Raw genomic sequence first — 12549 nt, forward strand, 5'->3', positions numbered from 1 at the left:
ACAAAGGCCGGGCGCAGTGCCCGGCCTTTCGCTTACCGGTTGGCCCACAAGGGCGCGTGGCGGTTCACGTCCTTGTAGAGCAGATAGCGGAACGGCCCCGGCCCGCCCGCATAGCAGGCCTGCGGGCAGAAGGCGCGCAGCCACATGTAGTCGCCGGGTCCGACCTCGACCCAGTCCCGGTTCAGGCGGTAGACGGCCTTGCCCTCCAGCACGAAGAGCCCGTGCTCCATCACGTGGGTCTCGGCGAAGGGGATCGAACCGCCCGGCTTGAAGGTCACCACGGTGATGTGCATGTCGTGGCGCAGGTCGGCCGGGTCCATGAAGCGCGTGGTGCCCCAGGCCCCGTCGGTGTCGGGCATCATGGACGGGGCGATGTCCTGTTCCTGCGCGACGATCGGGTTGGGGCGGGCCAGCCCTTCGACCGGCTGCCAGCGCTTGCGCCACCAGTGGAACCCGGTGTTGCCGGGCGCGGCGTTGCTGACCGACCAGGCCGTGCCGGGGGGCACATAGGCAAAGCCGCCGGGGGCCAGCCGGTGTTCGGTGCCGTCGATGGTCACGGACAGCTCGCCCCCCGTGACGAACAGGGCGTGCTGGATTTCGGGATCGTCGTCGGGATTGTCCGAGCCGCCGTTCTCGGCCAGTTCGACGATGTACTGGCTGAAGGTCTCGGCAAAGCCGGACAGGGGGCGCGCGATCATCCACATCCGCATGCCGGTCCAGCCGGGCAGGTAGGAGGTGACGATGTCGCGCATCACGCTGCGGGGAATGACCGCATAGGCCTCGGTGAAGACGGCCGTGTCGGTGGTCAGGCCGGTCTGCGGCGGCAGGCCCGCCACAGGACCGGCATAGGGCGCAAGCTGCGGCTCGGGACGGCGGGTTTCGGCGATGTCGTGGGACATGTCGGTCATTTCAGGGCCTCTTTCAGGCGGAGTTCGCCGATGCGCATCACCTGGCGTTCGGCCTCGGCGCGCTCGGTCGCGGTGTCGTTGTCGACGCGGGCCTGCATGGCGCGCATGATGCCGGGCTTGTCGTGGTCGCGCACGGCGATGATGAAGGGAAAGCCGTGCTTGGCGACATAGGCGTCGTTCAGGCGGGTGAAGGTCGCGCGTTCCTCGTCCGTCAGGCTGTCGAGGCCCGCGCTGGCCTGTTCGGCGGTGCTGTCCGCCGTCAGGCGCTTGGCCTGCGCCAGCTTGCCCGCCAGATCCGGGTGCGCGTTCAGCACGCCCAGCCGTTCCTCGTCCGACGAGGCGCGGAAGACCTGCGCCATGCGCGCCGCAAGACCGGTGGGACTGTCATGGACCGCGCCCATTTCCCCGTCCCAGACCCGCTCGGCGATAAAGGGCGAATGTTCGTAGATGCTGCCGAAGGCCTGCACGAAGGCATCGCGGTCCATCTGCGAGGGAAGCTGCCGGGGCTGGAAGGGATGCGTTTCCGCCCAGTGCCGCGCGATGTCCAGGCGGCTTGCGAACCAGACGCCCTCATGCTGGCGGCAGTGATCGAGGAACCGCTGGATCGCCATCGCACGGCCTGGACGCCCGGCAAGGCGACAATGCAGGCCGACCGACATCATCTTGGGCGCGCCCGCCTGGCCCTCGGCATACAGCACATCGAAGCTGTCGCGCAGATAGTCGAAGAAGTCCGTCCCCGTGCCGAAGCCCTGCCCGGACGAGAACCGCATGTCGTTGGCGTCCATGGTATAGGGCACCATCAGCTGCGGCTTGCCGTCGTGCACATGCCAATAGGGCAGGTCGTCGGCAATCGTGTCGGCGAGGTATTCGAAGCCGCCTTCCTCGCAGCCAAGCGCGACCGTGTTCATCGAGCAGCGGCCCTGGTAGAAGCCGCGCGGGCGTTCGCCGGTGACGCGGGTGTGCAGCTCGACCGCCTGGGCGATATGCTCGGCCTCGACCTCGCGCGGGATGTCGCGGTAGTCGATCCATTTCAGCCCGTGGGTCGCGATTTCCCACCCCGCCGCCTTCATCGCGGCGACCTGTTCGGGGCTGCGCTCCAGGGCGGTGGCGACGCCGTAGACGGTTACGGGGATGTCGCGCAGCATCCGGTGCAGGCGCCAGAAGCCCGACCGCGCGCCATAGTCATAGATCGATTCCATGTTCCAGTGGCGCTTGCCGACCCAAGGCTGGGCGCCGATGATCTCGGACAGGAAGGCCTCGGAGGCGGCGTCGCCATGTTCGATGCTGTTCTCGCCGCCTTCCTCGTAGTTGAGGACGATCTGGACCGCGATCTTCGCGCCACCCGGCCATTTGGGATCGGGGGTGGTTTCGCCATATCCTCGCAAGTCGCGGCTGTAGCGCATCGGACGTCCTTTCTGTGGCAGCATGGACACAGCAAACCGCGTGCGAGCCTGCGCGGCAAGCGTTCGGCGGCAGAATTCTGTATCAACGAATCGGAAAAGATCGTTTCCGGTTTCAATCCATCATTGAAAGACTTGCGGATTTGGCCCGATTGTCCGGTCAAGCGCAAATTCTAGGCTGTGACGCAAGCGAGGCCGCGTGTCAGACGGCCACCAACAGGGAGCAATCATGGATCGCTACTTCAAGCTATCCCAGCATGGCAGCACGGTCAGGACCGAGGTGATCGCAGGCATCACCACCTTTCTGACGATGGCCTACATCATCTTCGTCAACCCCGACATCCTGTCCACGACGGGGATGGACCGCAACGCCGTCTTCGTGGCGACCTGCCTGGCCGCCGCCATCGGATCGGCGGTGATGGGGCTTTGGGCCAACTGGCCCATCGGCATGGCGCCCGGCATGGGGCTGAACGCCTTCTTTGCCTTCACGGTGGTCGGCGCCATGGGCTTCACCTGGCAGCAGGCGCTTGGCGCGGTCTTCATCAGCGGCATCATCTTCCTGGTCCTGTCCGTGACGGGCATCCGCCGCTGGCTTGTGGCCGGGATCCCCATGTCGATGCGCAGCGGCGTGGCGGCTGGGATCGGGATGTTCCTGGGCATCATCGCGCTGCAATCCTCGGGGATCGTGGTGAACAGCGATGCGACGCTGGTGGGCCTGGGCGACCTGACGGCGCCGGGCACGCTGCTGACGATCGCGGGCTTCTTCATCATCGTGGCGCTTGACGCCTTGCGGGTGACGGGCTCGATCCTGATCGGCATCCTGATCATCACGGTCGCCGCGATCCTGCTGGGCGTCACCGAGTTCGGCGGCATCCTGTCCATGCCGCCGTCCGTCGCGCCGACGCTGCTGCAACTGGATGTGATGGGTGCGCTTGGCATCGGCATCTTCCAGGTGATCCTGGTGATGGTCCTGGTCGAGGTCTTCGACGCCACCGGCACGCTGATCGGCGTCGCCAAGCGCGCGGGCCTGCTGAAGGAAGGGCCGGCCCATACCAATCCCGGCCTGTCGCGCGCGCTGATGGCGGATTCGACCGCGATCACCTTGGGCTCGATGCTGGGGACGTCTTCCACGACCGCCTATGTCGAAAGCGCCTCGGGCGTGCAGGCGGGCGGGCGGACGGGCCTGACCGCGCTTGTGGTCGCCGTTCTGTTCCTGCTGGCGATGTTCTTCGCGCCGCTGGCCGGCTCGGTTCCCGCCTATGCGACCGCGCCCGCGCTGCTTTATGTCGCCACCCTGATGGTGCGCGAGCTGTCCGAGATCGAATGGGAGGACGTGACCGAGGCCGCCCCCGCGGTCCTGACCGCGCTGGTCATGCCCTTCACCTACTCCATCGCCAACGGCCTTGCCTTCGGCTTTGTCAGCTACGCGATCATCAAGCTGCTGACCGGCAGGGCGAGAGAGGTCCACGCCGCGACCTGGACCGTGGCCGCGCTGTTCGTGATCAAGTTCGCCTTCTTCGGCGGCCACTGATCCCGCGCGAAACGGGAATGGCAGGGCTCCGCGAGCGATCGCGGAGCCCTTGGCCTATCCGCCCATGGCCTGGCTCAGTTCCGCCGCGGCAGCCGCGACCACGGCCCCAAGCGTCTTGACATGCTCGTGGCCGATGCGGTGGGTGGGGCCGCTGACGCTGACGCCTGCAATCGCCTCTCCGCTCAGGTCGAAGACCGGGGCTGCGATGCAGCGCATTCCCCGGGTCCGTTCCTCATCGTCGAAGGAAAAGCCGCGAGAGCGGATGCGGCTCATCTCCTGCGTCAGGGCCTCGGGCGTGGTCAGCGTCCTGTCGGTGAAACGCGCCAGCCCGGCGCCGTCCAGATAGGCGTGCAGGATCTCGGCCCGGCCAAAGGCCAGCAGGGCCTTGCCGATGCCCGAGGCATGCAGCGGGGACCGCGTGCCCGGCGGAAAGAAGGCGCGGATCGTCTCGTGCGTCTCGGCCTGGCTGACAAACAGCACCGCGTCCCCGTTGAGGATCCCCAGGTTCGCGGTCTCGCCCGTATGCTCCATCAGGGCGCGCAGGATCGGACGGGCGCGTTCGACGATCCCCGACCGGCGCATGAAGGCCGACCCCAGCCGGAAGGTCGCGGGGCCGATGTTCCAGGCCTGCGTGGCCGGATCGCTTTCCACCATGCCGCGCGCGGCCAGCGAATGCAGCAGGCGGTGGACGGTCGATGGCGACTGCTCCATCCGCTCGGCCACCTCCGACAGCGTCAGGCCGGGATGGGCGGCCAGCAGGTCCAGCATGTCCAGCGCGCGGTCCAGCACCTGCACGGTGCCGGTGCTGTCCTTGGCGCTGCGGGGACGGCCCCGACGTCGGATGGGTTCGGACATTTTCGCCCTTTTCTAAAGAATACATTTTCGGAACGGCGATAATCGGAAACCCGGCCTGAAAAAAGCCAAGTTGCTGATGATCAACTTCATTTCGGCTTTTAGCGCGAAAATGGAAATGTTTTCCAGAAAAATTGTGACATCTGGCGGCGGGGCGTATCATGGGCCTATCAGAGGAGGAAGAACCATGACCAGCCAGAATCCCGTGTTCATTCCCGGCCCGACCAATATCCCCGAAGTTCTGCGCAAGGCCGTGGACATGCCCACGATCGACCATCGCAGCCCGGTCTTCGGCCGGATCCTGCACCCGGCGCTGGAAGGGGTGAAGAAGGTGCTGAAGACCACGCAGGGTCAGGTCTTCGTCTTCCCCTCGACCGGGACCGGCGGCTGGGAAACCGCGATCACCAACACGCTGTCGCCCGGCGACAAGGTGCTGGCCACCCGCAACGGCATGTTCAGCCACCGCTGGATCGACATGTGCCAGCGCCACGGCCTGGACGTCCAGGTCGTCACCCAGGAATGGGGCGAGGGCGTTCCCGCCGACCGCTTCGAGGAAATCCTGACCGCCGACAAGGCGCACGAGATCAAGGTCGTCCTGGCGACCCATAACGAGACCGCCACCGGCGTGCGCAGCGACATCGCCGCCGTCCGCCGCGCCCTGGACAACGCGCGCCACCCGGCGCTGCTGTTCGTGGACGGGGTTTCATCCATCGCGTGCTATGATTTCCGCATGGACGAATGGGGCGTCGATATCGCCGTGACCGGCAGCCAGAAGGGGTTCATGCTGCCGCCCGGCCTTGCCATCGTCGGCTTCTCGCCCAAGGCCATGGCTGCGGTCGAGACCGCAAAACTGCCGCGCACCTTCTTCGACATCCGCGACATGGCGAAAGGCTATGCCGCCAACGGCTATCCCTACACGCCGCCGGTCGGTCTGCTGAACGGGCTGAACATGGCCTGCGACATGCTGCTGGACGAGGGGCTGGAGAATGTCTTCGCTCGCCACCACCGCATCGCGGAAGGCGTGCGCAAGGCGGTTGCCGCCTGGGGAATGCAGCTTTGCGCCAAGCGCCCCGAGCTTTATTCCGACAGCGTCAGCGCCATTCGCACGCCGGAAGGGTTCGATGCCAACAAGATCGTCAGCCATGCGCTGAACGCCTATGGCGTGGCCTTCGGAACCGGGCTTGGCGATGTCGCGGGCAAGGTCTTCCGCATCGGCCACCTGGGCAGCCTGACCGATGTCATGGCGCTGTCGGGCATCGCGACGGCTGAAATGGTCATGGCCGACCTGGGACTGCCGGTGACGCTGGGCAGCGGCGTTGCCGCCGCGCAAGACCACTACCGCCAGAGCGCCACCGCGATGAGGGCTGCCGCGTGATGAAGGACGCTTCGATGTATATTCCGACCTACGAGGACATGCTGGCGGCGCATGATCGCATCCAGCCCTACATCCGGCGCACCCCGGTGCGCACCTCGGATTACCTGAACGACCTGGCCGGGGCGCAACTGTTCTTCAAGTGCGAGAACTTCCAGGAGCCGGGGGCCTTCAAGGTCCGCGGCGCCGCCAATGCGGTCTTTGGCCTGGACGACGCTCAGGCCGCCAAGGGCGTGGCGACGCATTCCAGCGGCAACCACGCGTCCTGCCTGTCCTATGCGGCGATGCGCCGGGGCATTCCCTGCAACGTGGTCATGCCGCGCACCGCGCCGCAGACCAAGAAGGACACGGTGCGCCGCTATGGCGGGGTCATCACCGAATGCGAGCCGTCCACCAGTTCGCGCGAGGAAACCTTCGCCAAGGTGCAGGCCGAAACGGGCGGCGATTTCGTCCATCCCTACAATGATCCGCGCGTGATCGCGGGGCAGGGCACCTGTTCCAGGGAGTTCATGGAGCAGACCGACGGGCTGGACATGGTGGTCGCGCCCATCGGCGGCGGCGGCATGATCTCGGGCACCTGCCTGACACTGGCGACGCTGGCCCCGGAAACAAAGGTCATCGCGGCCGAGCCCGAGCAGGCCGACGACGCCTATCGCAGCTTCAAGGCGGGCCACATCATTGCCGACGACGCGCCCAAGACCATCGCCGACGGGCTGCTGGTGCCGCTGAAGGAGCTGACCTGGCACTTCGTCAGCAACCACGTGTCCGAGATCTACACCGCGTCCGACGCCGAGATCATCGATGCGATGAAGCTGATCTGGAAACACCTGCGCGTCGTGATGGAGCCCAGCAGCGCCGTGCCGCTGGCCACCGTCCTGAAGAACCGCGACGCATTCGCCGGCAAGCGCGTCGGCATCATCATCACCGGCGGCAATGTCGATCTCGACAAGCTGCCCTGGATCTGAGGGAGACGGATCATGAACGCACCCGTGAACTTCGACAACCTGGAAGTCGGCTTCGACGTGCCCGCGCTGCCGGGCATGGATGAAAAGGACATCCAGACGCCCTGCCTGATCCTCGACCTGGACGCGCTTGAGCGCAACATCAAGAAGATGGGCGATTACGCCAAGGCGCACGGGATGCGCCACCGCGCCCATGGCAAGATGCACAAGTCGGTCGATGTCCTGAAGCTGCAGGAGGAACTGGGCGGCGCGGTCGGCGTCTGCTGCCAGAAGGTGTCCGAGGCCGAGGTCTTCGTGCGCGGCGGCATCAAGGACGTGCTGGTCAGCAATCAGGTGCGCGACCCGCTGAAGATCGACCGCCTGGCCCGCCTGCCGAAGCTGGGCAGCCGGATCATCGTCTGCGTGGACGACGTGGCGAACGTGGCGGACCTGTCGGCGGCGGCGCAAAAGCACGGCACGACCATCGAATGCTTCGTGGAGATCGACTGCGGCGCGGGCCGCTGCGGCGTGAAGACCACGCCGGAAGTCGTCGCCATCGCCAAGGCCATCGACGCGGCGCCGGGGCTGAAGTTCACCGGCATCCAAGCCTATCAGGGCGCGATGCAGCACATGGACAGCTACGAGGACCGCAAGGCCAAGCTGGACGCCGCCATCGCCCAGGTCACCGACGCGGTCGAGGCGCTGAAGGCCTGCGGGCTGGAGCCTGAACTGGTCTCGGGCGGCGGCACCGGCAGCTATTACTTCGAAAGCAATTCGGGCGTTTACAACGAACTCCAGTGCGGCAGCTATGCCTTCATGGATGCGGATTACGGTCGCATCCACGACAAGGACGGCAAGCGCATCGACCAGGGCGAATGGGAAAACGCGCTGTTCATCCTGACCAGCGTCATGTCCCATGCCAAGCCGCATCTGGCGGTCGTGGACGCGGGCCTCAAGGCGCAGTCGGTCGATAGCGGGCTGCCTTTCGTCTATGGCCGCGACGACGTCAAATACATCAAGTGCAGCGACGAACACGGCGTGGTCCAGGACGACAACGGCGTCCTGAAGGTCAACGACAAGCTGCGGCTGGTGCCGGGCCATTGCGACCCCACCTGCAACGTCCATGACTGGTATGTCGGCGTCCGCAATGGCAAGGTCGAAACCCTGTGGCCCGTGTCGGCGCGCGGGAAGGCCTATTGATGTGGGTCGTTCCTGAAAAGGACATCGCCGGGCTGATGACCCCCGAGGCCGCGTTCGACGCGGTCGAGGCGGTCTTCGCCGCCATGGCGCGCGGGGATGCCCGGAATTTCCCCGTCGTGCGCGAGGCCATCGGGCACGAGGACGCGCTTTATGGCTTCAAGGGCGGGTTCGACGGCGCGGGGCTGACACTGGGCCTCAAGGCCGGGGGATACTGGCCGAACAACCAGAAGCGCGGGCTGATCAACCACCAGTCCACGGTGTTCCTGTTCGACCCGGATACGGGGCGCGTGTCGGCAGCGGTCGGAGGGAACCTGCTGACCGCCTTGCGCACGGCGGCCGCCAGCGCGGTCTCCAGCAAATACCTGGCACCGCAAGGCGCCAAGGTGCTGGGCATGATCGGGGCGGGCCACCAGTCCGCCTTCCAGATGCGGGCCGCCGTGCGCTTCGGCAATTTCGAGCGTGTCATCGGCTGGAACCCGCATCCCGAGATGCTGACCCGGCTGGCCGACACGGCCGCCGAACTGGGCCTGCCCTTCAAGGCGGTGGACCTGCCCCGGCTGGGGGCCGAGGCCGACGTGATCGTGTCGATCACCTCGGCCTTTTCGCCTTTGCTGATGGACGCGCATGTCCAGGGGCCGACCCACATCGCGGCCATGGGCACCGATACCAAGGGCAAGCAGGAACTGGACCCGGCGCTTGTCGCCCGCGCGCGGCTGTTCACGGACGAAGTTGCCCAATCGCTCAGCATCGGTGAATTCCAGCACGCGAGCGCGCAGAAACTAATTTCCGACAGCGATGTCACCGCGATAGGCCAGGTCATCATTGGCAATCATCCGGGACGCGGCGATGCGGAGGTCACCATCTTTGACGGAACCGGCGTCGGATTGCAGGATCTCGCGGTCGCGGGCGCAGTGGTCGAACTGGCCAAACAACAAGGAAAGGCCGTCGAGGTCGAGATCTGAAACGAAACAAGACATCCGTGGAAGGGAGGTCCGCAATGTCTGACGCAACCTATCAGGACACGGTTCATTCGGTGGATGAACTGTTGCCCGCGCCCAAGCTGCTGACGCTTGGATTCCAGCACGTGCTGGTCATGTATGCCGGCGCCATCGCGGTCCCGCTGATCGTGGGCCGCGCGCTGAACCTGCCGCCCGAGGAGGTGGCGTTCCTGATTTCCGCCGACCTGTTCGTCTGCGGCATCGTATCCATCATCCAGAGCCTTGGGGCGACCCAGTGGTTCGGGATCAAGCTGCCGGTGATGATGGGCGTGACCTTCGCGTCCGTCGGTCCGATGGTCGCGGTTGCGACATCCTTGCCCGGCCATGAAGGCGCGCGCGCGCTGTTCGGCGCGATCATCGCGGCGGGGGTCATCGGCATCATCATCGCGCCGTTCATTTCCAGGATGCTGCGGTTCTTTCCGCCGGTCGTGACGGGCACGCTGATCCTGACCATCGGCATCAGCCTGATGCCCATCGGCATCAACTGGATCTTCGGCCTTCAGGTCGGGCCGACCGCGCCCAAGATCGTGGACCCGGAAGCCGCCGCCTGGCTCGAGGCCGCGCGCGCGGCTGGCAACGTGCCCGCCAGCGTCAGCCTTGCGCCGACGGTGCAGAACCCGCTTTACGCCGCCGGTCAGAACATCCTGATCGCGGTCCTGGTGCTGGGGACGATCCTGCTGGTGTCGAAGTTCGCACGGGGCTTCCTGTCCAACATCGCCGTGCTGGTCGGCATTGTCGTCGGCGGCATCGTCGCCGCCATGCTGGGCATGATGAACTTCGAAAAGGTCGGCGCGGCCGAATGGTTCGCGGTCATCAAGCCCTTCCACTTCGGGATGCCCACCTTCGATCCGATCATGATCGCGACGATGGTGCTGGTGATGCTGGTCACGCTGATCGAATCGACCGGCATGTTCCTGGCGTTGTCCGATATCTGCAAGAAGCCGATGGACCAGAAATCCCTGGCGGCAGGCCTGCGGGCCGACGGGTTGGGAACCGTGATCGGCGGGATCTTCAATACGTTCCCCTATACCTCGTTCAGCCAGAACGTCGGGCTGGTGGGCGTCACCGGCATCCGGTCGCGCTTCGTCTGCGTGGCGGGCGGCGCGATCATGATCGTGCTGGGCCTGATCCCGAAGATGGGCGCGCTTGTCGAAAGCCTGCCCACGACCGTCCTGGGCGGCGCGGGCCTGGTGATGTTCGGCATGGTCGCGGCGACCGGCGTGCGGATCCTGTCGCGCGTCGATTTCGCCAACAACCGGCACAACCTGTTCATCGTCGCGATCTCGGTCGGGATGGGGATGATCCCGCTGGTCGCGCCGAACTTCAACCAGTGGATGCCCCATGCGATCCACCCGCTGATCCATTCCGGCATCCTGCTGGCGGCGATCAGCGCGGTGCTGCTCAACTGGTTCTACAACGGCGCGGCCCATGTGGACGAGGAAGAGCTGCGGGCGGCGGGTCATGTCGCCGACCACTAGAACGCTGTTCCGGGGCGCCGAGGTCGTCGTCACCATGGACGACGCCCGGCGCGAGATCCGGGGCGGCGACGTCCTGGTCGAGAATGGAAAGATCGTCGCGGCGGGTGAAAACCTGCCGCGCGACAATGCCGAGGTGGTCGAGGCCGCGGGCTGCGTGATCACGCCGGGCCTGGTCAACACCCATCACCACCTGTTCCAGACACTGACCCGCGCCGTGCCCGCCGCGCAGGACGCGGCGCTGTTCGGCTGGCTGCGCACGCTTTATCCCATCTGGTCGCGCATGACGCCGGATGACATCCGCATGTCGGCCGAGGTAGGGCTGGCGGAACTGGCCATGTCGGGCTGCACCTGTTCGTCCGATCACCTGTATCTGTTTCCGAACGGATCACGCCTGGACGACAGCATCGAGGCCGCCAGCCAAATCGGCATCCGCTTCACCGCCACGCGCGGGGCCATGTCCATCGGCGAAAGCAAGGGGGGCCTGCCGCCGGATGCCCTGGTCGAGGACGAGGCCGCGATCCTGCGCGACAGCGAACGGGTCGTGGAGGCCTTCCACGACGCGGGCGCGGGCGCGATGGTGCAGGTGGCGCTTGCGCCCTGTTCGCCCTTCTCTGTCAGTCGGGAACTGATGCGGGACGCCGCGATCCTGGCGCGGGAAAAGGGCGTGCGACTGCACACGCATCTGGCCGAGAATGACGAGGATATCCGCTATTCCCTGGACAATTTCGGGATGCTGCCGGGCGATTATGCCGAAAGCCTGGGATGGACCGGCGACGATGTCTGGCACGCCCATTGCGTGAAGCTGTCCGCGCCCGAGATCGATCTTTTCGCCCGTACCGGCACCGGGGTCGCGCATTGCCCCTGTTCCAATGCGCGGCTGGCCAGCGGCATCGCTCCGGTTCGTGCCATGCGCGATGCGGGCGTGCCGGTGGGGCTGGGGGTGGATGGATCCGCCAGCAACGATTGCAGCCATCTGGGGCTGGAGGCGCGGCAGGCCATGCTGGTCGCGCGGCTGAAGGACGGCCCCGCCGCCATGGGCGCGCGCGAGGCGTTGGAGATCGCGACCCTGGGCGGCGCGCGAGTCCTGGGGCGCAGCGACATCGGTGCGCTGAAGCCGGGGATGCAGGCCGACCTGGTGCTGTGGGATGTGTCCGATCTACCTTTGGCCGGGCAGTGGGATCCGGTGGCGGCGCTGGTCTTCTGCGCGCCGATCCGGCCCCGCGCGGTCTATGTCGGGGGCAGGGCGGTCGTCGCCGACCACCGTCTGCTGACCGCCGATCCGCGCGACCTGCGGGCGCGGGCGGAACGGGCCGTCGCGCGGCTGGCAGGCTGAGGGCGGGGGGCTGTCTGCCCCCCGACGCGCTTCGCGCTCCCCCCGAGGATATTTCTGCCAAAGTGAAAGAGCCGGCCGGATTTTCTACGAAATCTTAAGACTACCTTGCTTACGGTCCCTCTCGTGCCTTCGCAGCGGGATCGGTTATCAAGAAAACAGCGATAATAAGGGAGGCGATGATGCCCGGATACCTGACCACCCATGTGCTGGACACGGCGCGCGGCCGCCCGGCCGAGGGGATGGAGGTGGTGCTGTTCCGTCTTGAGAACGGCCAGCGGACCGAACTTGCGCGGCTGAAAACCAACAGTGACGGCCGCACCGACAGCCAGATCCTGCCCGCCGCCGACTTTGCGACAGGCACCTTTGAGCTGGAGTTTCACGCGGGCGCCTGGATGGATGCAACCGGGGTCGAGCCCGAAAGCCCCCGGTTCCTGGACGTGATCCCGATCCGTTTCGGCATGTCGCAGGACGACCATTACCATGTGCCGCTGCTGGTCTCGCCCTTCGGCTATTCCACCTATCGCGGAAGCTGACCC

General features: G+C 66.2%; 11 protein-coding genes. 8 read left to right on the forward strand and 3 right to left on the reverse strand.

Features of this window, described 5'->3' with window-relative positions:
* Positions 1–32 precede the first annotated feature (32 nt).
* Both OU682_RS04365 and puuE read right to left on the reverse strand, forming a co-directional pair.
* The gene (locus OU682_RS04365) at positions 33–908 is read right to left on the reverse strand and encodes a bifunctional allantoicase/(S)-ureidoglycine aminohydrolase (protein WP_268940839.1); all 876 of its coding nucleotides are present in this window, start codon (positions 906–908) and stop codon (positions 33–35) included.
* Complete coding sequence (gene puuE / locus OU682_RS04370; protein WP_268940840.1) at positions 905–2311, reverse strand: allantoinase PuuE; 1407 nt, start codon at positions 2309–2311, stop codon at positions 905–907. Before puuE ends, OU682_RS04365 begins: the two co-directional genes overlap by 4 nt.
* 226 nt (positions 2312–2537) lie before the next feature.
* Here puuE and OU682_RS04375 point away from each other — a divergent pair, with 226 nt between their 5' ends.
* Positions 2538–3839, forward strand: coding sequence for an NCS2 family permease (locus tag OU682_RS04375; RefSeq protein WP_268940841.1), 1302 nt, complete (start codon positions 2538–2540; stop codon positions 3837–3839).
* Positions 3840–3893: 54 nt separating this feature from the next.
* On the opposite strand, the gene bhcR is transcribed toward OU682_RS04375, so the two are convergent.
* A complete protein-coding gene (bhcR, locus tag OU682_RS04380) occupies positions 3894–4694 on the reverse strand; it encodes an HTH-type transcriptional regulator BhcR (protein ID WP_268940842.1) in 801 nt (266 codons plus the stop codon).
* 184 nt (positions 4695–4878) lie between these two features.
* On the opposite strand from bhcR, the gene bhcA reads away from it, so the two are divergent.
* From bhcA to uraH, 7 genes are all read left to right on the forward strand, one after another.
* Positions 4879–6066: an L-aspartate--glyoxylate aminotransferase BhcA gene (bhcA, locus tag OU682_RS04385; RefSeq protein WP_268940843.1), complete on the forward strand. Its 1188-nt coding sequence runs from the start codon at positions 4879–4881 to the stop codon at positions 6064–6066.
* Complete coding sequence (gene bhcB, locus OU682_RS04390) at positions 6066–7028, forward strand: beta-hydroxyaspartate dehydratase BhcB (RefSeq protein ID WP_268940844.1); 963 nt, start codon at positions 6066–6068, stop codon at positions 7026–7028. The genes bhcA and bhcB overlap by 1 nt, the downstream gene beginning before the upstream one ends.
* A gap of 12 nt (positions 7029–7040) precedes the next feature.
* Complete coding sequence (bhcC, locus tag OU682_RS04395) at positions 7041–8204, forward strand: 3-hydroxy-D-aspartate aldolase BhcC (RefSeq protein ID WP_268940845.1); 1164 nt, start codon at positions 7041–7043, stop codon at positions 8202–8204.
* Positions 8204–9166 carry an iminosuccinate reductase BhcD gene (gene bhcD, locus OU682_RS04400; protein WP_268940846.1) on the forward strand — a complete coding sequence of 321 codons (963 nt, stop codon included), beginning with the start codon at positions 8204–8206 and terminating at the stop codon, positions 9164–9166. The genes bhcC and bhcD overlap by 1 nt, the downstream gene beginning before the upstream one ends.
* 35 nt (positions 9167–9201) lie before the next feature.
* Complete coding sequence (locus OU682_RS04405; RefSeq protein WP_268940847.1) at positions 9202–10680, forward strand: nucleobase:cation symporter-2 family protein; 1479 nt, start codon at positions 9202–9204, stop codon at positions 10678–10680.
* Positions 10664–12013: an 8-oxoguanine deaminase gene (locus OU682_RS04410; RefSeq protein WP_268940848.1), complete on the forward strand. Its 1350-nt coding sequence runs from the start codon at positions 10664–10666 to the stop codon at positions 12011–12013. The genes OU682_RS04405 and OU682_RS04410 overlap by 17 nt, the downstream gene beginning before the upstream one ends.
* 179 nt (positions 12014–12192) lie before the next feature.
* On the forward strand, positions 12193–12546 hold the full coding sequence (gene uraH / locus OU682_RS04415; protein ID WP_268940849.1) for a hydroxyisourate hydrolase: 354 nt from the start codon (positions 12193–12195) through the stop codon (positions 12544–12546).
* The last annotated feature ends 3 nt before the right edge of the window (positions 12547–12549 follow it).

The sequence above is a fragment of the Paracoccus benzoatiresistens genome (assembly GCF_026913015.1).
Lineage (GTDB): Bacteria > Pseudomonadota > Alphaproteobacteria > Rhodobacterales > Rhodobacteraceae > Paracoccus > Paracoccus benzoatiresistens.

What these genes read in the sequence shown, in the direction of transcription:
- bhcB (WP_268940844.1), top strand. Translation starts at nt 6,066, where the DNA reads ATGAAGGACGCTTCGATGTATATTCCGACCTACGAGGACATGCTGGCG.
- OU682_RS04365 (WP_268940839.1), bottom strand. Translation starts at nt 908, where the DNA reads ATGACCGACATGTCCCACGACATCGCCGAAACCCGCCGTCCCGAGCCG.
- uraH (WP_268940849.1), top strand. Translation starts at nt 12,193, where the DNA reads ATGCCCGGATACCTGACCACCCATGTGCTGGACACGGCGCGCGGCCGC.
- puuE (WP_268940840.1), bottom strand. Translation starts at nt 2,311, where the DNA reads ATGCGCTACAGCCGCGACTTGCGAGGATATGGCGAAACCACCCCCGAT.
- bhcD (WP_268940846.1), top strand. Translation starts at nt 8,204, where the DNA reads ATGTGGGTCGTTCCTGAAAAGGACATCGCCGGGCTGATGACCCCCGAG.
- OU682_RS04405 (WP_268940847.1), top strand. Translation starts at nt 9,202, where the DNA reads ATGTCTGACGCAACCTATCAGGACACGGTTCATTCGGTGGATGAACTG.
- bhcC (WP_268940845.1), top strand. Translation starts at nt 7,041, where the DNA reads ATGAACGCACCCGTGAACTTCGACAACCTGGAAGTCGGCTTCGACGTG.
- OU682_RS04410 (WP_268940848.1), top strand. Translation starts at nt 10,664, where the DNA reads ATGTCGCCGACCACTAGAACGCTGTTCCGGGGCGCCGAGGTCGTCGTC.
- OU682_RS04375 (WP_268940841.1), top strand. Translation starts at nt 2,538, where the DNA reads ATGGATCGCTACTTCAAGCTATCCCAGCATGGCAGCACGGTCAGGACC.
- bhcR (WP_268940842.1), bottom strand. Translation starts at nt 4,694, where the DNA reads ATGTCCGAACCCATCCGACGTCGGGGCCGTCCCCGCAGCGCCAAGGAC.
- bhcA (WP_268940843.1), top strand. Translation starts at nt 4,879, where the DNA reads ATGACCAGCCAGAATCCCGTGTTCATTCCCGGCCCGACCAATATCCCC.